The following is a 23,136-nucleotide window of genomic DNA, read 5'->3' as shown; positions in this document are numbered from 1 at the left end:
ACTCTCAGGAAAGAAAAATAATGGTAGGTTGGGTTGAACGAAGTGAAACCCAACAAAAACAAGATATTTGAATGCAATCCAACAAAGACAAGATATTTGAATGCAATCCAACAAAGACAAGATATTTGAGTGTTGGGTTTCGTTCCTCAACCCAACCTACACCGCCAATGCCCAATGCCCAATGCCCAATTCCCAATTCCCAATCGCCAATCGCCAATGACATTTCACCAGCAAAGTTATCAATATTTTCTCCAAGAAGCTCAAGAACTACTGCAAGAAATAGAGCAAGAGTTACTTAGTCTTCGAGAAAGCTACAATATTAACAAAGTTTATAATTTGATGCGAGCGACTCATACCTTAAAAGGTGCAGCAGCTAGTATTAGTTTAGAAGCGATCGCCAGTATAGCTCACTCGTTAGAAGATATTTTTAGAGCCATCTGTAAACCTAATTTAGTCATTAGTCCAGAAGTTGAAGCTTTACTTTTTGAGAGTTATGAATGTCTTGATCTCTCCTTAAATGCTGAATTTACGGGAAGTTTGTTTAATGAGGCTGAAATTCTCGATCGCATTGCTGAGATTTTTGCACAATTGCAAGAACAGATGGGAGACTCTTTTAATCCAGATTCCGATCTTCCTAACTCAGAAGAATTAGGTTTTGATTTAACAAAATCGATATTTGAAATAGGTGTTACTCAACGTTTAGATGAACTGGCTACAGCTATAGCAAGCGCTAACTCCGAACAAATTTCTTCTCTGTTAAAAACTCAAGCTGAAGTTTTCTTTGGTTTGGGTGAATCATTGAATTTACCGGGATTTCAAGCGATTGCCAAGGCAGTGCTGACTGCTTTAAATAACTATCCAAGTCAAGCAGTGACCATTGCTCGTATTGCTCTAGCTAATTTTCAAGAATCTAGAACGTCAGTACTCAATGGCGATCGCACCCAAGGTGGCGAACCAACGCTTGCTCTACAACAGCTTACTACGCCACGGACTCGTGTAACAAAAACAATCCTCAATTCATACAATATCCCAGATCCAACATTCTTAACATCAGAACAAGGGACTCCAGTTTCTCATTCAACACCTCCGTTTTCTAGCACTGTCAGAGTCAATGTTGAGCATTTAGAACAACTTAATTATTTCATTGGAGAAATGCTCACCAATCAAAATCGTCAGTTTTTACAAAATGAACAATTATGGAGTGCGATTCGAGTTCTTTTTTCTCGGTTAGAAAAACATCAACAGCAACTTAATGAGTTAACTGGGGAACTCGGGGCCCCCTCTGGGGATAAGGGGCAATGGGGACTAGGGACTAGGAACTGGGGATTGGAAACTGGGGAACTCGGGGCCCCCTCTGGGGATAAGGGGCAATGGGGACTAGGAACTGGGGACAAGAGAGACAAGGTAGAAGAACAAATAATCAATCCCCAATCGCCAATCCCCAATCGCCAATCCCCAATCGCCAATCCCCAATCGCTTCTAGAAGACACAGTACAATTGATAGAAGCTTCCGAAGCAGTAGAAATGTTTGCCCGTCAGTCTCAAGAGTCCCTTGAGAAACAGCGTCGATTGCTGACAGGTACTCGCGATTCTCTTATGGAAGCCCGAATGCTACCTCTAGGAAATCTTTTTGAGCGATTTCCTCGAATTTTGCAAAAATTAGAAATAGTACATAAAAAACAGATTGAATTAGAGTTTCAAGGAAGTGAGACTCTAGTTGATAAAGCGGTTGTTGAGCGGCTATACGATCCTCTATTACACTTAGTTCGCAACGCTTTTGACCATGGAATAGAAAGTCCTTCTATCCGTCAAAAATGGGGTAAACCTGAAAAAGGTGCCATTGAAATTCGCGCTTACCATCAAGGTAGATATTTGATAGTTGAAGTTCAGGATGATGGACAAGGTTTGGATTTTGAAAAGATTCGTATTAAAGCAATAGAAGAACGATTAATTTCATCTCAATATGCTATTCAATTGAGTCACGAACAACTTATTGATTTGTTATTTGAGCCTGGGTTTTCTACAGCTTCTAATGTGAACGATCTTTCTGGAAGGGGTATGGGTCTAGATGTGGTTCGCACCCATTTACGAGCAATTCAAGGTACAGTTTCTGTCTATTCAGAACCGCATCGAGGTACAATGTTTAGACTTCAAATTCCTTTAAGTTTGACTATTGATAAATTATTAGTGTGTCAAGCAGGTGAAAAAATTTATGCTTTATTTGCTAATGCAATAGAGGAAATTATTATTCCTAAACGCGAGCAAGTTAGATGCTGGGATGGTGGTAAAGTTCTTCGGTGGCATAAAGGGGATAAGGAAACTCTCATTCCTATTTATCAACTCGCTACAGCTTTGAATTATTCCTCATTAGTAACTCAATTTGCTATCTCTGGCTCAAAACATTCTTTGGTTGAAAAGTCAGAGACAATGCTGCCCATTATTCTTATTCGCTGTCAAGAGCGACTTTTAGGTTTGGAAGTCGAGCGACTTTTTGGAGATTTTGAATTGGCAATTCGTCCTTTAGGAAGTGCGATCGCACCACCTTCTTATGTTTATGGAGGTAGTATTCTAGCCGATGGTCGCCTAACGCTTGTACTAGATGGAACTGCATTAATCAATCATTTATCCGAACAACAAAATCGCGATCGGGCTACAAACTTTGTAAGTTCAGTACCTCTCATTCCAAATTTGAAGCATCAACAATTACCGTTCCAAGCTCGTGCTGCTTTGGCAGAAGCAACAAACTTTGAGGAAAAACCCTGTAAAACAATTTTGCTTGTGGATGATTCTATCACTGTACGCCAAACTCTGGCATTAACTTTACAAAAAGCTGGTTATCATGTTGTTCAAGCAAAAGATGGTTATGAAGCCATTGAACAAATTCGTTACCATTCAGATATCCAGTTAGTCTTTTGCGATATTGAAATGCCACGAATGAATGGGTTTGAGTTTCTAAAAAATCGCCAAAAAGACCCTACTGTATCTGAAATTCCAGTTGTTATGCTCACTTCTCGAAGTAGCGATAAACATAGAATGCTTGCTTTTAAATTAGGAGCCAATGCTTATATTACTAAACCTTATCTAGAACATATGTTGTTAACAACAGTTAATGATGTATTAGAAAAGAAAAATTAATGTTACGGAAGAATGATGAATAACGAAATTAATATAGAAAAATTTATTGTTTTAAAAGTGGCAGATTATCTTTTAGCACTATCTATTAACGATGTGCTAAAAGTTATCAATTGTTCGTCTTTCAATAGTAAAAGACTGACCAAAATGGGATTAGTGCAAGTGGGCGAGCGCACGATTAGAATTTTGGATTTACACCAACAGTTAAATTTGGATGGCTTACCTCAGTTATCGGGTGACGAATCCTTTTTAGTAATTACACGCGATTCAGAAGATGAATTATGTGGGATATTGGTTCATGAACCACCCGATCTAGTCGAGTTACCACCTGAAACAATACGTCCGCTTCCAAAATCAGACATCTACAGCAAAACAACTCCTGACATAGTTAGTCATGTATCTGTTTTATCTTACCAAGAAACGATAAAAACTATTTTTCTACTAAATTTGAAGGCTACCATAACAATTTCCAATACTGATTTTTAACTGTTTCTCAGTAAACTGTGTTACGCTCAATTGGTTGAGAAATATTTTCGGTCATGTGACTGACACCGGATAGACGCCTCTCCGAATCTAAATCTCTACAGCCCTGATTTTGGAGGTCTTCTGTGTCAGTTTATATAAGTATTTTATTAAACGAGGTTGAAGACGAGCAACTCAAGCAAATAAATACCCTAGCTTTTGTTGCCTTTTAGTTTTTCCCAATTCAAAGAGAGTTTTTTATGCTTAACAGCCCTTTACGTGAAGAACCTCGTAATAAGCGAGCTCCTGTCATTCGTAAAACTAATGAGTTTGTGATTCTCGAATGGCTAAAGTCGAGTGGTCGCCTTATAGAGCGCACTCCTCAAGAATCTGAATATTTGAATGAAGTAGAAGAAATTTCAGAGATAATAGACCTTGATGATATTCCCTACGATCCTGAAGATGACGAAGTTGCGATCGATTTAGAAGATTAGTACTGTAAGACTTCCAAATCAACAAATATCCCAAAATTTCTTGTAGTGGGGGTTGAAAAGCCCGCTATTAATATAAGATACCGCGATTACAGCAGTTTTCAAGGTCTAGAGCCACTCTATGCTCTTGTGGTATCTATGCTCTTGTGGTACGGGCGTCCCCGCCCGTACACTCCGGAGATGTCAGGCGAGGATGCCCACCCTACAATCGGGGATAATTTATTTTATGGAAAGTTTACAATCAACTTATGCGTACTATACAACGAAATCCAATATGACAAGTTGAGGTATCTACTGTTTCTGGATGCCGTGCTGCTGGTCGATAACGCTGGCAGTAGTTGGGCGCACAAAGAAAGGAACCTCCTTTAAGGACTTTTCTGGGTATTTGAGCTTGCGATACAGTAGGCTCGTAACTCTCTTCTTTAGCTGCACCTCTAGGGTTTGTGGGAATACAGCAGGGTTTTGTTTTGTTTTCTGGATGGTGGTCTTGATACCAATCAGTTGTCCATTCCCAAACGTTGCCTACCATATCATATAAACCATAGCCATTGGGAGAGTAACAACCAACTGGTTCTGCTCCAGGAGGATTTGGTTTTAGGTTTTGCCAAGGGAACTCTCCTTCCCAAGTATTTGCCATCCTCTTGCCTTTGGGAGAAAATTCATTGCCCCACGCATAAACAGTGTTATCTAATCCACTACGAGCCGCAAATTCCCACTCTGCCTCAGTTGGAAGTGATTTACCAGCCCAAGTTGCATAAGCCTCAGCATCTTCATAGGCAATATGCACTACGGGATAGTTGTCTTTACCTTTAATAGAACTACCCGACCCTGTTGGATGTCTCCAGTTAGCACCAGGTACATAAACCCACCAGTTACAATTTTGTAAATTGACTGGTTGTTTTAGCTGCTGAAATACAGCTGAGCCTGCTACAAGTAGTTCTGGTATAGCGCCTGGGTAATCTTGTGGCTTTGGTTGACGTTCGGCAACAGTCACATAACCAGTTGCTTTAACAAAACGTTGGAACTGTTTATTGGTGAGTGCATAGCGATCCATCCAGAAACCACTCACACGAACAAGATGGGCTGGGCTTTCTTCTGGATAGTGGTTATCTGACCCCATCATAAAAGTCCCGCCCGGTATCCAAACCATATCGCGATCGCGTGGTTTATGAAGAGGTTTGGGAGTTATTTGTTTGCCAGATTTACGACTTGAATTCTCTTGGCATAATCTTTCTTGCATGACTCTTTAAGCCGGATAAGGCAATACTTGTGCATTCCACGCTTGGAATTTATTACGAAGTTGTTCTAAGACTTGAGGGTAATCATTTTTGAGGTCTGTTTGTTCGCCTTCATCAGTGGCAAGGTTAAAAAGATATTCCTGTTCTCCTTGTTTCAAGTACTTCCAATCTCCACTGCGGACTGCTGCTTGAAGTGGTTCCGAAGAACCAGGGCGATTAGCTTTGTAGCGCCAGTATAGCGATCGCGGATCGACAGCTTTTTTACCTAAAATAACAGGTAGCAAATTGCGCCCATCAAGAGGATAGTTTGGATCGGGTTCGGTGTCGGTTGCTGCCAAAATCGTTGCAGTCAAATCCATGGTGATAGTCACTTGAGTACTTACTCGATTAGATGGGATAACTCCAGGCCAGCGAATGATGGCAGGAACTCGCAAACCACCTTCATACAAGCTACCTTTCTTGCCTTGAAAGCGACCAAAATTAGAGTACTGTTCTCCTCCATTATCACTAACGAAAATAACTATTGTATTGTCAGCTTGTCCAGACTCTTCTAAAGCTGTTAAGACTTTGCCAATTCCATTATCAAGGCTTTTCATCATTGCCGCGTAAATTTCCGGCGCTCCTCCTACACTGAAGTTATTAGAATTGTAAAAATTTCTACTTAATTCTTCATCTTCCGGTCCTTCCCAAGGCCAGTGTGGTGCTGTGTAATGAAGGCTGAGATAAAACGGACGAGTACGAGATCTTTTAATAAAGTTAACAGCACGCTCTGTATATAAATCTGTCGTATAGCCCGATCGATCTACAAGTTCTTCACCTTCATAAAAATCAAGATCTCCACTGCCAGTTTTATGAGTGAAGTAGTCGATGGCTCCACTATAGTTGCCAAAGAACTCATCGAAGCCACTTTTTAAAGGACCATAATTGGGTAGAAAACCAGTATGCCACTTACCTACTAATGCTGTCTCATAACCATTCGCCCTTAAGAGGGAAGCGATTGTTGGATCTTCTGGAGGTAGTCCAACCGTTTCTCCCCCAGCCAAAGGTTCTTGAAGACCAACTGGCAATCGGGCTGGATATCGACCTGTGAAGAATCCTACCCGTGTTGGCGTACAAACGGTTTGTGCTGCATAAGCATTAGTAAACCTTGTACCTTCCCTCGCTAATTGGTCTAAATTTGGTGTTTGATAATTGGTCTGTCCGTAAATGCTAAGATCGCCCCAGCCTAAATCATCCGTTAAAATAAACACTATATTTGGACGCCTTTGTTTGGTAGAAACAGCAGAAACAGAAGAAAGAAGGCTCGAAGCTCCTATCGTTAGGGCTGTACTGGCAATTGTAGTGCCTAAAAATTTGCGTCTGCTAATTGCTTGTGGTTGATCTTTGTGCATATTCATTGGGAACGAGGAGTACTGAATGAGAGGTATTGCTCCCTCATTGACCAACTGCATCCTTTGGAGGATACACCTAGTCAATAATAAGTGCCACACGTTTTTAATGTACGGCAACTGGATAAATTAACAGTATTTAACTTTTAAATGAGGATATCATTGCATACAGTGTGCATCTGAGGCAAGTATTTCTCAACCAAAAGTGCAGAGCGAGGGTATACTGCTCTGGTTAATGTATAATCCTATCTCCAATTTATTCAAAAAATAAGTAATTTCGGGGATTTATATTTTCAGTTAAATAGTACAATTGTTCTATTAGAAAGACTTTTTGTTCGGCTATCACCCTTAACTGGGGTAGGAGTTTCTTGTATGTTCAGCCGTATAACACATATTAGCATATTAGACAAGAATTGAAGAAAGCAGGAGGCAGAGGGCGGGAGTCAGATTGCCTTCTGCTTGGTGTCTCCTTTCCTCTGCCTTCTTGATAAGCATTGATTTTTCCCTTCCAGAGTATTCCATAATATGATGACTCCAGTAAAAAGTGCGATCGCAACCCGCGTTGACAAACCATCTAGAACAACATCTGAGTTTGAGCAACAGTATTTTGAAGAAAACGTTATTAATGGCATTGGTCATGAAAATTACTCTTTCCCAACCCTGACGGAAGTGACCAAGGCAATTTTACATCATGCCTTTTGGTTAGCCGACCAAAAACGGAAGCTTCCTGTAAAAGAGTATAAAAAATTACTTCTCGATAAAGACTGGAAAGGCGAGGAAAAAAGATATCTTAAGATAGCTGCTGCATTTGGGAAATTTTTGCCTCGTGAGTTAGCACATATAGAGCCAAGAACTGTTTATCAGCTAGCGGAAAACAGCAAGAAGTACCAGCCTGTTATAGACAAGCTTCTGGACTTAACAGCAATCACACAAGAGGCTGTTCGTTCTCTAATTAAAGAACAACGCACTCCTAGAAGACCGAAACCTGAAAAACCGAGTATTTGGCGGCGAACAACTGATGGGAGGAGGTATTGCCAAATTCCACCAATTCACGAACCAGACGAACGGACGGGAACTACTTTACAAAAAATGATGGATGAAGAAGGATTAAGCGCCCAGCATATTGTAGCTGAAGCTATAGCCATGCGATCGGCATACAAAGAAGGACGGTTAGCCCTTGTAGATAATCGAGAAATTAAAATGAGTGAAACCTAGAGAAAGGTGCGGAGAGTTTACCCGCACCCCTATCTGTAAATACAATCCTTGTTAAGAAGAACTCTATACTTGGTGATAGACACGGAATAATGAAGAAGTTGTGGAGAAAATTTTTAATTATTTGAAAAATTTATGATTTTCGGATTGCATTGGTTCAAACAACAAATAAAGCTGAGCCTCTCGGTTAGATATTTTTGAAATTTCTAAATCTCCACAACTTCTTCATTTTTTTAAATTACAGTTAATAGTAGCGTTACTCAGAACGCCACTCTATAACTAACTTTCTATTTCTAAACACTTATGTTAACCTCCCCTTAGATAATATCTAAGGGGTATTTTAATTTGAAAATCTACAAAATAACAAAGATGCGGAGGGTCATCCGCACTAGTAGGTAAAGATATTACTTGTTATTATTTTGACAAGACTACCAAAATCCTGTAGAGTGTCAGTTGCAAGAGCGTGTAAATAGCATATAACGAGCACCTTAAGGATATTTTAGTGAAACGTGATTCCATTTACTACCAAATTTTTAAGCGCTTTCCTTGGCTACTCTTTGAACTTGTTGATTACCATCCAGAGCAGGCGCAAAATTCTCGATTTGAGTCGGTTGAAGTAAAAGAAACTACTTTTCGCATTGATGGAGTCTTTTTACCTCCAGAAGGTGCAACATCCAGAATTATCTTTTTTGCGGAAGTTCAATTTCAAAAAGACGAAGCTCTTTACCATCGCTTCTTCACCGAATCAATGATGTATTTGAACCGGAATCAGTCCCAGTATGATGACTGGTACTGTGTAGTCATTTTTCCATCACGCTCTTTGGAACCAAGTGATAAAAAAACTCATAGAATGTTTCTCAACAGCGACCAAGTGCAGAGAATTTATCGTTCTGGAGTTGGGCGCTCCTAATCAGCAGCCACTAGGTATCAACTTAATGCAGCTACTGTACCTCTATTACTAAACATGGGGATGAGCGTAGAACAGATTGCTCAACAACTTAATGTTAATATAGAAGCTGTGCGGCGAGCCTCACAACAGAGTTGAGAAATGAATGCTTTGGAAAACTAGCGCTCCACACCGATTTTAATAGACTGCTAGATCCCCGACTTTTCGGAAAGTCGGGGATCTAACTAGAGATCTATACCACTAATGCTTGCAAGAACCGTGTTCGTGTTTGTGCTCGCCATGTCCATGTCCGTGACCATGAGCACAATTTTGCAAGTCTTGTTGCATCAGAGTTTCACTCACTTCTTTAAGAGACTCATCTACAGGTTTTAAGCCAATCCATGCATCAAGCAGTTCCACATCAAAACCGACCTCACGACGATCGCCGACTTCAATCAAAGGACGACGAATGAGTATGGGGTCTTTCAGCATCAATAGCAAAGCGCTGTCAGCATCTAGCTTATCAGGAACGACTTCACCAGATTGTACCCGTGGAGCAGTACGATTAAACCATTCAGATACGGGGCGATCGCCAAAAAATGAGCGCAAACGTTCAGACGTCCAAGGTTCACTTAAGAGATTGTAAGCTACAACTTGATGACCTGCAGCAGTGAGTAGAGTTTTTTGCTTAACACTACCTCTACAGCCCGGTTTTTCATAAAAAATGATTCTTGCCATAAAGTTATCTCCGTTAGTGGTTAGTGGTTAGTAGTTAGTGGTTAGTAGATAGTAGTTAGTGGTCATAAATAACAACTAACAACTAACGATTAACAACTAACAAATAACCAATTGAGTTAAAAATTTTTAGCAGTGAAGTTGGCTGGATCGTACTCAAATCTTTCTTGCATACGAGTTTCCCCGTAAATATTAAAAGTTACAGTTGGTTTATCACCAACTGCTTCTACACTGTGAATAGCATCAGGAGTAAAGCTAATAATATCTCCTGGAAAGAGAGTCAGTTCTCCAGTTCTGTCAATTTTGTCTTTGTGTTCTGGGTGGGAGATGCGTTGCCAAAAAGTATTTCTCTCTTCTCCTTTTAATACCGCAACTACGCCCCAAGTTCCATGATTATGAATGGTTGACACAGTTCCCGGTGCGAATGTCACAGTTTGCACGGTAAAGGGAAAACCTAATTCATCATACAGTAGTAAAACAGAGGTTCCTGTTTTGGTACAAGGTTCTAAATATCGACTTTGTACCCAGTAAGAGTTCACTATTAAGCGCCTAACCAACATACGAATTTCTGGAATTTGGCTAGTTTCATCTTCAACACTATTAAGAACATCTTCTACTTCAGTTAGAAACCGATGTAGACGATAATTCTCTCTTAATAAATCCCACGATCTAACAGATTGACAGGCTTGATACTGTCCATCATCAGTGACAAACCAATCCCTACCTTTCATAATTTTTAAGAATAAATTGAGTTACTTTTGATTTTGAATTTTAGATTAATAATATAAAATCTAAAATTCAAAATTTAAAATTAATTAGTCTTCTTCAGGACGTGTCAAAATATCATACAAAATACTAGCTCCAAACTCATTCTTACCATCTATTTCTTTTACTCTAGCACTAATTTCTTTAGCTTTCTCTATTTCTCCTATCTTGGCTAAAACTAAACCAGAAGCAGTATATGCATTGAGGTATAATCTGATTCTAAAATCATCTTTCCGACTAGCTAATATTGGTTTAAGTTGTTCCCATTCAAGAGGAAAACATTCTACTTCTCTAATTCTATCTATAACTTTGGTTGCTGTTTGCAGTGCCATTGTGTAATTATTTTTGTAAAAAAAATATCTATAAGCGGCTACTAAAACATCTGTATTTTCTCCAGTTTTGGCTAAGGCTTGATTCATATATTTCTCAGATTCCAAAGTATTTTCCCAGTTTTCTGCTGCAAGTATCAATAACTTTTTGATGTCTTCTGGAATTTGAAACCAAGAAAATTTGTCTGCTTCAGTTGGCATAAAATTTATGGGAATAGGAAATCGGGAATAGGGCATAGCGCATAGGGAAGAGGAAATAAATTATTTACAATTCACAATGCCCCCTTCGGGTTCGCCCTAACTCCTTACGGAGACGCTTCGCGAACGGGTTCGCCAGTCGCCTGGGCGTGGGTTTCCCACGCCCAGGCAACTGGCGAACCAATGCCCAATGCCCTATTTAAAACTGTGTCAGAATGTACAGTAGGGTGAAAAGAATAATCCAAATAATGTCCACAAAGTGCCAGTAAATTTCTGCCATTTCAATACCAATGTGTTTGGTGGCAGAATAGTGACCGGGACGCCGGGAGCGCCATAACACGCCTAAAATGAGTAACAGTCCTACAAAAACGTGTAACCCGTGGAATCCAGTCATTAAGTAAAAACAGTTAGAAAAGATATTGGTTGTTAGACCATATCCCAGAGTTAAATACTCAACGATTTGACCGAGTAAGAAAATTGCGCCCATGAGTGCAGTGATTTTGTACCACTTTTGCATTCCTTGGACATCGTTTTTCTTGATGGCAACATCACCTAAGTGAATGACAAAGCTACTTGATACCAGAATAATGGTATTAATTGCAGGTAACAATAGCTCTACTTCTGTTCCCTGTGGAGGCCAAACATCAGCACTACCTCGAAAGAAGAGATAAGTGGCGAAAAAACCACCAAACATCAAAGATTCGGAAACTAGGAATGCTGATAGCCCTAATACACGTAAATCTGGGTGTTCTTCGTGATGATGTACGTTTGTTGTTTCTAGAGCAATAGGGTTATTGATATGTTTTGCTGCTTCCATAATAAATCTCTAGTTCAATATTGGAGGCGGAGCCTCAAGGTAGGCGTTCCCAGGCTGAGCCTGGGAACGAGATAACAAGAAACTACTGTGCTGGAACAACCTTTTCATTAGTGGATGGAGCAGCATTGTGGCTATCCAAGCCGTAATCGTAGGGACCGTGTGTGAGAACGGGCAGAACTTCCCAATTTTCAACTAGGGGTGGCGAACTGGTTGTCCATTCTAAGGTCAATGCATTCCAAGGATTATCATTAGCCTTTCTTCCAGCAATCCAACTCCAAATGATATTGAGGGTGAATGGAATTACCGATAGCGCTAGGATGTATGAACCGTAAGTACAAATCTGGTTAAGCGAGATAAATTGCGGGTCGTACATCGCAACTCTTCGAGGCATTCCTTGCAAACCCAATTCATGCATGGGTAGGAAGGTCAAGTTAGTGCCAATAAAGGTGAGGATAAAGTGAATGCGACCTAAAGGTTCGTTTAGCATCCGTCCCGTCATTTTGGGGAACCAATGATAGATGCCAGCATAAATACCAAATACAGAACCACCAAATAAGACGTAGTGGAAGTGCGCTACGACGTAGTACGTATCGTGAACGTGAGTGTCAAAGGGAGCAGTTCCCATGGTCACACCACTCAATCCACCCATAACAAACATGGATAGCAAGCCAAGGGCGAAAAGCATGGCTGATGTGAAGCGAATTTTGCCTCCCCAAAGGGTAGCAACCCAGCCAAAAATCTTGACGCCAGTAGGAACGGCAACGATTAGGGTGGAGATTGTGAAGAACATCCGCATCCAACCGGGTGTACCACTGGTGAACATATGGTGTACCCAGACGACCAAACCGACAACGCAAATTGCCAAACTTGAATAAGCGATCGCTTTATATCCAAAAATGTGCTTGCGAGCATGAACCGGGATGACTTCGGACATAATGCCGAAGATAGGCAGAATCATCAAATAAACTGCCGGGTGGGAGTAGAACCAAAACAAGTGCTGGTAAATAACGACGTTACCACCTGCATCTGGTTTAAAGAAGGATGTGCCAAAGTTAAGATCGAACAACAGCAGTATTAAACCTGCGGCTAAGACTGGAGTAGAAACAAGCGCCAAGACTGAGGTTGCCATAATCGCCCAGCAGAATAGAGGGAGTTGATCCCATTTCATGCTAGGAATTTTCATCTTCCAAATGGTGATGACAAAGTTTAGCGATCCCAAAATTGAGGAAGTTCCAACCAAAACGATGGCAAGTATCCACAGGGTTTGAGCGGCGTTGGCAGTAACCAAGCTTAAAGGAGGGTAAGCTGTCCAACCAGATTGCGAACCACCAAACAAGAAACTAGCAAGTATTAACAATCCTGCAGGTGGGTTTAACCAAAAGGCGATCGCATTCAGTTTTGGGAAAGCCATATCTCTAGCACCAATCATCAATGGCACTAAATAGTTCCCAAATCCACCAATAGCACTAGGTACGATCCATAAGAAAATCATGATCGTCCCGTGATTAGTCATGAAAGCGTTATACAAGTTAGGGTCAAGCAAATCTGAATCTGGGGTTGCCAATTCAGCACGCATAGCAACAGCCATCAGTCCACCAACAAGGTAAAACAAAAATGCTGTTACCAGATATTGGATACCAATCACCTTGTGATCGGTATTAAAGGTGAAGTAGTCATACCATTTCCAGGCTGGAGGATGCGAGGAGTGGGTTTGATGTGCGGCTACTTGAATTTCACCTTGATTCTTTTCTGGTGGAGTGTTGCGTGGAAGTCCTACTTGGGTCATGTTTTTTCCTCTGTTAATGGTTAGTTGTTAGTTGTGTGGGATAGGCGTCTCGCCTGTCATCATTATTAGTTAGTGGTTAGTTGAATTTTCTACCAACTACTAACGACCAACTACTATACGGGCGCAAGGCCGCCGCGCCCCTACTAACTACCAACCAATGACTTGAGAGTTGCGCCTTGAATTCCCATGTCGCGAATATAAGGCGCGAGAAACTCGGATGTTGATAAATCTGCAGGTTTAACTGCAACAGCTTCTTGCAATTGTTGCTTTTGAGCAACGAGGTTTTCTTCCAACCAGCTGTCAAACTCTTCTTTGGAGTTGTGAACAACAACAGAAGATCGCATTGAACCGTGGTAGCCACCGCACAATTCAGTACAAACTATAGGATATGTACCTGGTTTGGTAGCTACAAATCTTAACTCGGTAGGGATACCGGGAATTGCATCTTGCTTTAAACGAAATTGTGGAACCCAAAAAGAGTGAATCACATCAGTTGCAGAGATGTTGAGTCGTACATCTGTACCAACAGGAACGTGTAATTCTCCTGCACTTACGCCACTTTCAGGGTAGTTAAATACCCAAGCAAATTGCATACCTGTAACGTTAACAACCAAGTCAGCTAGGTTATTTTGTTTTTGTGGAGTTGCTCCAAAGCCATATTTTGGCTCTACAGAGGAAGTTGTTGACGTTTCTGATGGACTTAATAACGCATCATCTAAGGTAGCAGCGATCGCACTTCCTGACACTTGAGCTACATGAGATGGAGAATGATGTCCTGCTGAAAACCCTCCCATCTGTTGATAAATATCAACACTGTAGATTCCCAGACAAATAACGACAATCGATGGAATTGCGGTCCAAAAAACTTCTAAGGGAAGGTTTCCTTCTACATGTACGCCATCTGTATTGTCTCCGGGACGGTGACGAAATTTAACTAGGAAAAGTAAAATGGTACCTTCTACTAGAATAAACAAAGCAGTAGCAATGGAGACCATAATATTAAAAAAACCATCTACCAGAGGCGCTTGCTGTGATGCTTGTACTGGTAATAAAGTGTGGTTTTGTCCAACCCAAATGCTGAAAAGAGTGACGACCATTCCAGCAACTAGGGTTAATAGTGAAACAGGAATTTGTTGCATAAATGCCTGCTCTTTACAAAGAACGGGTTAAGGGTTGGGGGTTAGTAGTTAGTTGTTAGGTGTGTAGGATAGGCGTCTCGCCTGTCATCATTATTGGTTAGTTGTTAAGTTAGACACCTACTAACTACTATCATTGAGACTATCTCTGGATTTTACAGCGATAAAGTCTTCTTATTTAAGATTAACCATTAGTAGACAAAATTGCTTTATTCTTAACAATTGATTAGGCTATTGGTAGCAAGGTTTAAGATGTTCATAATATACATCTCGCAATCTATATTTTTGTTTACTCCGAACTTTTTTATAAGTCCGTGTTAAAAATAAAGGATAAAGTATAAAGTATGAAATTGAAGTTAAAAATACAAATATCATTTTTATACTTTATCCTTTATATTTAGTTATTTAAAGCAGTATGAGTGTAGCAATTTTTGGAGCAAATTTTGGCACACGCTTCACAACCAATACAATTGTCTCTGTTAGCGATCGTCATAACCTTCTTTTCAATTTCATCATCGTCTTCATCTTCTACAAATTCTCCTTCTTCATTCATTGCTTTTAAAAGCAGTACATTGTGTCCGCAAATTTTAAAACATCTACCGCAACCAATGCATTTGTCTTGGTCGATTGCTTCAACAAATTTAGGTGTCCAAGTTTTACCACCAAATGTTAATCCCGTTACTGTTGCCATGATTTTGCCTTTTGTCAGTATATCTACAAATGTTACTCTTTCGTTCATCCTAACATAGGGTTATTTTGCATTCTTAACTTCTTTCAACAATATCGAATTTCATTAAAGTTTTCTGACTTACAAAATTTTATTTTTTTGATTTAAATGCAATTTTTTTAAAACTACAAAGCTAAATAAGCAAACTACAAACTAGTAGTAGTGCTTGCACCAACCTTAAACATAATGAAATTTATTAGCAATAAATTCTTTTTTAGACTCTAGACAAGAATAAAGAGTATTGAATCATACAAAACTATCCATTCTTTTTGTTGTTGTAAAACTATATCAGTCCTATCTGATTTTTTACTCCCTTTGGGCTCTAAAATTACCGATCTTAGTAGGGTGGGCAGTGCCCACCGTTCGCGCTTTGGTGGGCACTGCCCACCCTACCTGTTTAGATAATCATAAGCGCGGGAAGGGAGTAATGCGTTTGCCTCGACCAAAAGCCTTTGTGGTGGGCAGTGCCCACCCTACGCCTATAGGTAATCTTCTGGCACCGAAGGGAGTAATCAAAATGTTATGCCTATAACATATAAATGAGAGTAGCAAAATATTAATATTATTAATAATTGAATAAAATGAGAGATTTAAATTGTCTCTATTGTTCGAGATTAACACTAATCAAAATTACTGTAAAAATCCTCAGAAGTGTTACTCAATGACTTCTTAATATAGTCAGTAAAAACTTGTTTAGCTCATTAAGAACACATTTTTATAAAAATTTATGAAATGTTATAAAGTAGGAAACTCAAAAAACAGGCTCTGGTTAAAAACCTTAAATAGCTTCCAATTGGATGTATTGTCCCGATCGAGATGTGAGTAATGAGTACAATAAAAATCCATTTAAATAATGTGGTGAAGAGTGGAGCAGGGAAAAGACACATCTAGGGGAGACTTGAGCCAAACATCTCAACGATTAGAGTGGGAAGAAGCCATATGCCTTATACAATTCCTAACAACAGTTGCGTTGGATGTGACAATTGCCGTCCCCAATGTCCTACTGGTGCTATCAAACTAGAGAACGATGAATACTGGATCGATCCTAGCCTTTGTAACAATTGCAAAGGTTATTATGCAGAACCTCAATGTGCAATTGTTTGTCCAACACAATCGCCAATTCCCTTACAGGCAAAAAGAGGGCGATGCAAAATTGACGTGAGAGAAGTCACTAGCCCCGATTTATTTGCTAACGGTAAGACCAATCCATTTGCATCATCACTTGTCATATGGGAAGCTTGTAATGTTCTCTCTCAAAGAACTTCACTACCTTGGAGCATTGATGAATTTCAAAAAGTGTGTCACTCCCGACAAGTTAACCAAGGAAAGGGAGAAATCTCTTTTCATATTTCTGAACCGCGTAACAAGGGTGAACTATTGACTGAGTTAGAGGCAATAGAGAATTTTGATATTAGAGCAGCTTGTATTAACTTGATTTTTGCCGCTCACATAACGGCTTTAGATAAGCCTTGGGAACAAGAATTTACCATTGATGAGCGCCAAATTGAGAAATATTTGGGGATGGAGAAGCGCAAAGACTTGAGTAAAGCCGCTAAGCTAGCACTGATGAAAAATTTGGTACAACAGGCTTGTTCGCTGATTGTTTCCATTAATTGGCCTCAACAAGGTTATATTAAGGGGTTTTCTGTAGAAGACAGCCGATTGTGGCATTTGATAGACATTCAACATCACTTTCAAGATGATAATATTGGGTGTAAATATTTAACTGGGTTAACTTTTAAAGTAAGAGCAGGTATCTGGTCTCAATATTTCCTAAATAAACAAGGTTGTAAGGAAAGAACTGCATTTTATCAATATGGCAGCTTGCCCAAATCTTTGTTAACCACAGTCATGAGTATTTGGCAGCAACATGAAGGTACAGCGCGACTAATGTTATGGCTGTTGTTTAAAACCAAAATGGGGAAAGAACAACGCATCACAGTTCCTACCTTACTGCGCGTAGCTTACGGCGAAGAGAAAATCTCTGTTGCTTGCAGACAGAGGGAAGAACGCAAGCGGCTGCTAAGGACTTTTGAAAATGATTTGGAAGTCCTCAACTATTATGGCATGAAACCGACATTCGATCCCGTGACCTATCCACCAGAAATTCAGCCTTTATGGGCAAAGTTAGTAGATATACCCGAAGATCCAGATGATGCTATAGAGTTTTGGATTAATGATGCAGGTGGTAATACCCGTTTAACCGATGCAAGTCCTCGTGGTAAGTGGAATATGCTCATGAATGCTCGGATATTATCTTTTGAGTTACCTCAAGAGTGGGAACATCACACTATCGATCCGGACAAAAAGCAACGAAGTGCCACGAAGAACAAAAAAAAGTCAAAAAGCACGGTAGGATACTTGCTTGGCGAACAAATTCTGCAAGCAAGACAAAATTTGAATCTTTCTCAAAGAGAATTGGCAAAATTAGCTGGTAAAAGCCAAAGCTGGATTCGTGATTTGGAAAATGGTCGTCTGAAAGCCAAGCTAGAAGACCAAGCTGTGCTGCGGAAAGTCTTGGGTATTGCGTAATGATGCGTCGGACTCCCCACCTCGTTCCCAGTCAGAGACTGGGAACGAGAAATTACGAATTACGAATTACGAATTATTCAGTCACCGCTCGTAAATGTCTACCCAAACTTACCCACAAGCGAACAAATCTGGACATACCCGGAGAAATAGCGGTCAACTCCTCCTACCCCGAAGGATTCACACCTTCACAAACTGACGGGGATTGTACGCTGCATCATAATATGGCTACCACGTTGGCGTACCTGCACAAAACCATATTGTTCTAAAATTTTGCAAACTTCCCGACCAGAAAGAACTCGCAACTTATCCAATACTCACCTCTAAACGTGTAATAAAGACTTCAGCGTGCAAGCGTTGCTGAATTTCAGATGGGTCTGCAACTTCAAAGAAGAGTTCTAATGCTTCAACCAAATTATTTCGTGCTTCCTCAATCGTATGACCTTGGCTAGTAATATCGAATTCTGGGCAAAGTGCTACATAATCATCTCCTTCACGCTCAATAATTGCAGTCAGTTGATGTGTTTGCCTCATATCACTGCTTATGTCCTTTAAGTGCTACTAACAAAATGATTATAGCTGCTGTTTGAAAAACATAAGTTTATTAGAGCATAGACTAGCATGATTTGCCCAAATGGCTGTAAGAAGCGATCGCACTCTACAACAGCATCAACCAACTTCAGAATAAGTATACTCGATTTCCCTTTCTGCGATCGCTTCAGGCGCACGAACTCTCAAGCTCATTTCTTCAGCGCGAATAGTTAAAAAAGGTTGACCCAAATCTATCTCCGCAAAAGGGCTTTCCGTCGGAATTTCTAACTTGGAACCAATCAGTCCCAATCGCGCTTCCATTTCAGCTGAAAAGCAGAGTAAATTTGTATTTTTAGCACTAAAACTAGAAGCTCCAAACCACTGTTTCCATGTAAAGAGTGGCTTTTTATAGTTTAGAGTACATAATGTTCGGTTTCCCTGACGCACTGTAATTCGTTCGCCTTTTTCCCAATTAAACTCTGCCATTTCTTTGGGTAATACCCAAATTTCTCGACCACCTGCGACTGATTCTGGATTGTCCACATATATATGAGAAACCCATCCACCAACTTTTCCTTGATAGCCTACTAATGCGGGAACTACAATTAATTCGCTATACTCCAATTCAGATCCTTTCCCGTAATAGGATATATAGATCCCACCAAGAGTTTTACCAGGTAAGACGGCAATAATTTCTAACTCTTTAGGGATCGAGTGACGCACTCGTTCAATATTTATCAAATGTCCGGTTAGGAAAGCGTAGCCATTCAGTATCCAAGGTGCTTGTGGGTATGTCATTGTTAGTCAGATGTAAATAATTTTTTGGTGCTGCTGAATAAGTCTTTAAGCAGTACCAGGTACAATATAGAAGCTGACTTATGATGAAACACCTTACTCTAGGTATAAATTTGTTAATTTATGGTGGGCATTGCCCACCCTACTCTGATGGTAAATTTGTTAATTAATATCATTGGTCACTGGTCACTGGTCACTGATGACTGGTTACTGTTTCACTGTTTTGCAGTTTCAACACTTTTGCATTCCACTTAGCGATATGCTCGTTTGCTTCTTTATATAGAGGACGCCCTTCTGTAATTAGACTAGCTTCATTAATTGCCATTTGTAGAGAGAGCAAATCATCGCGACTTGCGAGTTTTTTAGCTTGTTCTAATGAGGAGCGATCGTCAACAATTTCTATATTTTGTCTGATATCAGCAATCAGTTTTTGTGCTTCATTATAGTAACGACCATAACTCACCATACTAGCCTCACTAATACCATCTATCATCTCTTCAACTTTTTGAGACTTAGCTAAGTTACGAGCTTTTGTTAAATAAGCAACATCTTGAGCTTCTTGCTCTTGTTCCCAAGTTTCTATTTTTTCCGGTTTTTGCTTGGCTATTGCTTGACGATATTTTTCTTCTTCTGCGGCTCGTTCTTCTTGTTCTTCTCTAACATCTTGAATTTGAGCCACTAATTCTTGATATTTGGTTGTCTCCCAATAATCATTTCCTATTTTCAGAAGTTTTCTCGCTTCAGTTAATGCTATGTACGCATTTTCTCGGTCATCTTTTCCTAGTGTTGCTACAGCATTTTCATAAATAACGGAAGCTTTTGACCAGATATTTCTCCATTGTTTAACTCTGTTATCTACTAATTTATAAGTAGGAACATTGTCCGGAATTTTTTTAAGAATATCAATTGCTCTATCTATATCTCCCTGTTGAAAGGCATTTTCACCCAATCGCAATATTGCCTGAGACCACTGGTCCTTCACCTGTCTAGCAATTTCATACTGAGGATGTGATGCAGGTAAGCTACTCACTAATTCTATGGCTTGAGACAATTTATCTACATCTTGTTCGTCTGCGATCGCTTTGCCACAATAGAAAACTGTAGCAGCAGAAGTCTGACTTAATTCTGATAAACAATTCGGGAGTTCTGGCAACTGAAAGAGTTGAGCGAGACCCCATCCGCCTACTCCAACTGGAAATGATAATGTTATAGCAATCCCAATCCACCATTTGATAACTGGAAACCACTGCTGTATATTCATTTGTCTGTTCATCCAGAGCATAACCTCTTAGCTGTTAACATTCAGTGTTCCCATTTTTTAATAGATTTTGCTATGAAAACCGTATAAAGTCATATCAATTTTTGAAATAGTAGATGCATATAATTTTTACAAAATTCCAATATTAAAAACTGTAAAAAAAATACCCATTCAAGAGTATCCTGAATGGGCATTCTTAATTATATGGAGGGCAATACGTAGGTTGGGTTAAGCGGCAGCGAAACCCAACAGATTACCGATTATGTTGGGTTTCGTTCCTCAACCCAACCTACTTAGACTCGGTGAAATCAGCATCAATAACATCATCACCGCTGCCACCACCTGAGGTAGCGCCGCCATCAGAGGGTTCCGAAGTAGCACCAGTTGCAGAAGCACCGCCACCTGCTTGTTGATAGATATTGCTACCAACTGCAAAGAGTGCTTGTTGCAATTCGGGCATAACCTTCTTAATTTGCTCGTCGTCTTCCTTAGCTACGGCTTCGCGCAAGTCTTTAACCAAACCTTCTACTTTGGTCTTGTCAGCAGCAGGAACTTTATCGCCTAATTCTTCTAACTGCTTCTCAGCTTGGTATGCCAAGGAATCAGCTTGGTTCTTGCGGTCAATTTTCTCGCGACGTTCTTTATCGCTAGAAGCATTTCTCTCAGCTTCGTTGACCATGCGTTCGACTTCATTCTTATCTAAGGTAGAAGCACCAGTGATGCTAATAGATTGCTCCTTACCAGTACCTTTGTCCTTAGCGGTCACGTTGAGAATACCGTTGGCGTCAATATCAAAGATAACTTCAATTTGGGGTACGCCACGTGGTGCAGGAGGAATACCATCAAGACGGAAGGTACCCAAGCTCTTGTTATCATTTGACATTTCCCGTTCGCCCTGAAGGACGTGGATTTCCACGTTGGTTTGACCATCCACGGCAGTGGAGAAAACTTCCGACTTCTTGGTAGGAATGGTAGTGTTGCGAGGAATAATCTTGGTCATGACACCGCCCAAGGTTTCAACACCTAGAGAGAGTGGTGTTACGTCTAATAGCAAGATACCAGTAACATCACCACCAAGCACACCTGCTTGAATTGCTGCACCAACAGCTACCACTTCATCAGGGTTGACGCTTTGGTTGGGATCTTTACCCAGTACAGTCTTCACGATCTGCTGTACTGCAGGAATACGTGTAGAACCACCAACTAATACAACTTCGTTGATATCGTTTTTGTTGATCTTGGCATCGCGGAGTGCGTTTTCTACAGGAACGCGACATCGGTCAATTAAGTCAGCACAAAGTTTTTCAAACTGAGTACGAGTCAGCGTCATATCCAGGTGTTTTGGTCCATCCTGGGTAGCAGTGATGAAGGGCAGGTTAATTTCTGCCTGGGTAACGCTAGAAAGTTCAATCTTTGCTTTTTCTGCAGCTTCAGTCAAACGTTGCAAAGCTTGTCTGTCTTTACGTAAGTCGATGCCTTCTTGCTTTCTGAATTCTTCTGCTAGATAGTCAACGATTTTCTTGTCGAAGTCGTCACCACCAAGGTGGGTATCTCCTGAAGTTGCTAAGACTTCAAATACACCGTCACCCACTTCGAGAATGGATACGTCGAAGGTACCACCACCCAAGTCAAAGACAAGAATAGTTTCTTGGGTCTTCTTATCAAAACCATAAGCCAAAGAAGCAGCGGTCGGTTCGTTGATAATCCGTAGGACTTCAATACCGGCTATCTTACCAGCATCTTTGGTTGCTTGGCGCTGGGAGTCGTTGAAGTATGCAGGAACGGTAATAACAGCTTGAGTTACAGTCTCACCAATATATTTGCTGGCATCTTCTACCAGTTTGCGGAGAACTTGTGCTGAAATTTCTTCAGGTGCAAACTGCTTACCGGCTACGGGACAATCTAATTTAACGTTGCCGTTGCCATCACGTAAGACTTTATATGAAACTTCAGTGGCTTCATGAGTAATCTCGTCAAATTTACGTCCAATAAAGCGCTTCACTGAATAAAATGTATTTTCAGGGTTCATCACTGATTGGCGCTTTGCAATTTGACCAACCAAGCGATCGCCATTTTTTGCAAACGCTACGACTGAAGGTGTTGTCCGAAAACCTTCTGCATTCGCAATTACTGTAGGTTTACCACCTTCCATAACTGCTACGCAAGAGTTCGTAGTACCTAAGTCAATTCCAACTACTTTTGCCATTGTAGGTGCTGGCTCCGTATAACTACAAGAAATTTAAAGAGAGTATAAAGGACTAAATCTTGAACCAACTGAGCTAAAAGCAGCCAGTCCAGCAATAATTCCCTATGATTTGACGTACTGCTGATATATATACTGAGCCGATGTAGCCAGTCCATGAAGGGTGGTTTTCCGAACTCTTTAGGGCGGTTATACCTCTATACTGGTTAGTTATGACCACTCAGTGATTGGCGATCGGCGTTCCGTCACTCATCTAATGTATGAGAATTAATACTGAAAACAATTAGGGTGAACCGTATCCCTCTTGTGGTGTTTGCCGTCTTTGGGGATTGGGGATTGGCGATTGGCGATTGGGGATTAGGATTAAAATTGAGAAACTAAGGTAGTTAAGATCTGATTTGTTACTATATATTTTGCAATTCTAGTCCCCAATCCCCAATCCCTAGTCCCTAGTCCCCAATCCCTAGTCCCCAGTCCCCAGTCCCCAGTCCCCAATCCCCAGTCCCCAATCCCTAGTC

General features: G+C 40.5%; 20 protein-coding genes and 1 pseudogene. 6 read left to right on the top strand and 15 right to left on the bottom strand.

What is annotated here, in order from left to right; translation table 11 throughout:
• Positions 1 to 4 precede the first annotated feature (4 nt).
• Entirely contained in the window at positions 5 to 223 is a 219-nt protein-coding gene (locus tag ACKTT2_RS35410; RefSeq protein WP_407895630.1) for a hypothetical protein, read from the bottom strand.
• On the opposite strand from ACKTT2_RS35410, the gene ACKTT2_RS35405 reads away from it, so the two are divergent.
• From ACKTT2_RS35405 to ACKTT2_RS35395, 3 genes are all read left to right on the top strand, one after another.
• Positions 217 to 3,135 (top strand): hybrid sensor histidine kinase/response regulator, encoded by a 2,919-nt coding sequence (locus tag ACKTT2_RS35405; protein ID WP_407895628.1) that lies wholly within the window; start codon positions 217 to 219, stop codon positions 3,133 to 3,135. The two genes, ACKTT2_RS35410 and ACKTT2_RS35405, sit on opposite strands and share 7 nt — an antisense overlap.
• A 12-nt stretch (positions 3,136 to 3,147) precedes the next feature.
• Positions 3,148 to 3,618, top strand: coding sequence for a chemotaxis protein CheW (locus tag ACKTT2_RS35400; RefSeq protein ID WP_407895625.1), 471 nt, complete (start codon positions 3,148 to 3,150; stop codon positions 3,616 to 3,618).
• A gap of 236 nt (positions 3,619 to 3,854) precedes the next feature.
• Positions 3,855 to 4,088: a DUF3134 domain-containing protein gene (locus ACKTT2_RS35395; RefSeq protein ID WP_407895623.1), complete on the top strand. Its 234-nt coding sequence runs from the start codon at positions 3,855 to 3,857 to the stop codon at positions 4,086 to 4,088.
• 238 nt (positions 4,089 to 4,326) lie between these two features.
• Here ACKTT2_RS35395 and ACKTT2_RS35390 read toward each other — a convergent pair whose 3' ends face one another.
• On the bottom strand, positions 4,327 to 5,325 hold the full coding sequence (locus ACKTT2_RS35390; RefSeq protein WP_407895621.1) for a formylglycine-generating enzyme family protein: 999 nt from the start codon (positions 5,323 to 5,325) through the stop codon (positions 4,327 to 4,329).
• Positions 5,326 to 5,331: 6 nt separating this feature from the next.
• On the bottom strand, positions 5,332 to 6,714 hold the full coding sequence (locus ACKTT2_RS35385) for a sulfatase (RefSeq protein WP_407895619.1): 1,383 nt from the start codon (positions 6,712 to 6,714) through the stop codon (positions 5,332 to 5,334).
• Between the two features lie 522 nt (positions 6,715 to 7,236).
• On the opposite strand from ACKTT2_RS35385, the gene ACKTT2_RS35380 reads away from it, so the two are divergent.
• Both ACKTT2_RS35380 and ACKTT2_RS35375 read left to right on the top strand, forming a co-directional pair.
• Positions 7,237 to 7,926 carry an Alr2735 family protein gene (locus tag ACKTT2_RS35380; RefSeq protein WP_407895617.1) on the top strand — a complete coding sequence of 230 codons (690 nt, stop codon included), beginning with the start codon at positions 7,237 to 7,239 and terminating at the stop codon, positions 7,924 to 7,926.
• 499 nt (positions 7,927 to 8,425) lie between these two features.
• Positions 8,426 to 8,867, top strand: a pseudogene (locus ACKTT2_RS35375) (Rpn family recombination-promoting nuclease/putative transposase); the annotation flags it as partial.
• Between the two features lie 203 nt (positions 8,868 to 9,070).
• Here the strand turns inward: ACKTT2_RS35375 and ACKTT2_RS35370 are convergent.
• The 7 genes from ACKTT2_RS35370 to fdxB all read right to left on the bottom strand — a co-directional run bounded on the left by ACKTT2_RS35370 (position 9,071) and on the right by fdxB (position 15,266).
• Positions 9,071 to 9,547 carry an ArsC/Spx/MgsR family protein gene (locus ACKTT2_RS35370; protein ID WP_407895615.1) on the bottom strand — a complete coding sequence of 159 codons (477 nt, stop codon included), beginning with the start codon at positions 9,545 to 9,547 and terminating at the stop codon, positions 9,071 to 9,073.
• Positions 9,548 to 9,663: 116 nt separating this feature from the next.
• Positions 9,664 to 10,275: a cysteine dioxygenase family protein gene (locus ACKTT2_RS35365; RefSeq protein WP_407895613.1), complete on the bottom strand. Its 612-nt coding sequence runs from the start codon at positions 10,273 to 10,275 to the stop codon at positions 9,664 to 9,666.
• Positions 10,276 to 10,359: 84 nt separating this feature from the next.
• The gene (locus ACKTT2_RS35360) at positions 10,360 to 10,839 is read right to left on the bottom strand and encodes a hypothetical protein (protein WP_407895611.1); all 480 of its coding nucleotides are present in this window, start codon (positions 10,837 to 10,839) and stop codon (positions 10,360 to 10,362) included.
• Between the two features lie 196 nt (positions 10,840 to 11,035).
• Positions 11,036 to 11,653 carry a cytochrome c oxidase subunit 3 gene (locus ACKTT2_RS35355; RefSeq protein WP_407895609.1) on the bottom strand — a complete coding sequence of 206 codons (618 nt, stop codon included), beginning with the start codon at positions 11,651 to 11,653 and terminating at the stop codon, positions 11,036 to 11,038.
• 82 nt (positions 11,654 to 11,735) lie between these two features.
• On the bottom strand, positions 11,736 to 13,439 hold the full coding sequence (gene ctaD / locus ACKTT2_RS35350) for a cytochrome c oxidase subunit I (protein WP_407895607.1): 1,704 nt from the start codon (positions 13,437 to 13,439) through the stop codon (positions 11,736 to 11,738).
• 143 nt (positions 13,440 to 13,582) lie between these two features.
• Positions 13,583 to 14,578, bottom strand: a complete 996-nt coding sequence (locus tag ACKTT2_RS35345; RefSeq protein ID WP_407895605.1) for a cytochrome c oxidase subunit II — start codon at positions 14,576 to 14,578, stop codon at positions 13,583 to 13,585.
• Between the two features lie 394 nt (positions 14,579 to 14,972).
• Positions 14,973 to 15,266 (bottom strand): ferredoxin III, nif-specific, encoded by a 294-nt coding sequence (fdxB, locus tag ACKTT2_RS35340; RefSeq protein ID WP_407895707.1) that lies wholly within the window; start codon positions 15,264 to 15,266, stop codon positions 14,973 to 14,975.
• Positions 15,267 to 16,241: 975 nt separating this feature from the next.
• Between fdxB and ACKTT2_RS35335 the strand changes: the two genes are divergently transcribed.
• Positions 16,242 to 17,834 (top strand): helix-turn-helix domain-containing protein, encoded by a 1,593-nt coding sequence (locus ACKTT2_RS35335; protein WP_407895603.1) that lies wholly within the window; start codon positions 16,242 to 16,244, stop codon positions 17,832 to 17,834.
• Positions 17,835 to 18,019: 185 nt separating this feature from the next.
• Here ACKTT2_RS35335 and ACKTT2_RS35330 read toward each other — a convergent pair whose 3' ends face one another.
• The 5 genes from ACKTT2_RS35330 to dnaK form a co-directional block, all read right to left on the bottom strand.
• A complete protein-coding gene (locus tag ACKTT2_RS35330; protein WP_407895601.1) occupies positions 18,020 to 18,145 on the bottom strand; it encodes a type II toxin-antitoxin system HicA family toxin in 126 nt (41 codons plus the stop codon).
• Positions 18,138 to 18,365, bottom strand: a complete 228-nt coding sequence (locus ACKTT2_RS35325; protein ID WP_407895599.1) for a type II toxin-antitoxin system HicB family antitoxin — start codon at positions 18,363 to 18,365, stop codon at positions 18,138 to 18,140. The genes ACKTT2_RS35330 and ACKTT2_RS35325 overlap by 8 nt, the downstream gene beginning before the upstream one ends.
• A gap of 135 nt (positions 18,366 to 18,500) precedes the next feature.
• Positions 18,501 to 19,160 carry an acetoacetate decarboxylase family protein gene (locus tag ACKTT2_RS35320; RefSeq protein ID WP_407895597.1) on the bottom strand — a complete coding sequence of 220 codons (660 nt, stop codon included), beginning with the start codon at positions 19,158 to 19,160 and terminating at the stop codon, positions 18,501 to 18,503.
• 190 nt (positions 19,161 to 19,350) lie between these two features.
• Positions 19,351 to 20,430, bottom strand: coding sequence for a hypothetical protein (locus ACKTT2_RS35315; RefSeq protein ID WP_407895595.1), 1,080 nt, complete (start codon positions 20,428 to 20,430; stop codon positions 19,351 to 19,353).
• 274 nt (positions 20,431 to 20,704) lie between these two features.
• Positions 20,705 to 22,621: a molecular chaperone DnaK gene (gene dnaK / locus ACKTT2_RS35310; RefSeq protein WP_407895593.1), complete on the bottom strand. Its 1,917-nt coding sequence runs from the start codon at positions 22,619 to 22,621 to the stop codon at positions 20,705 to 20,707.
• Positions 22,622 to 23,136: the final 515 nt, after the last annotated feature.

It is taken from the genome of Scytonema hankhaensis NUACC26 (assembly GCF_045865695.1).
Classification (GTDB): domain Bacteria; phylum Cyanobacteriota; class Cyanobacteriia; order Cyanobacteriales; family Nostocaceae; genus Scytonema.
Note: the sequence above shows the minus strand (reverse complement) of the source record. Positions and strands in the feature narration are given on the sequence as shown.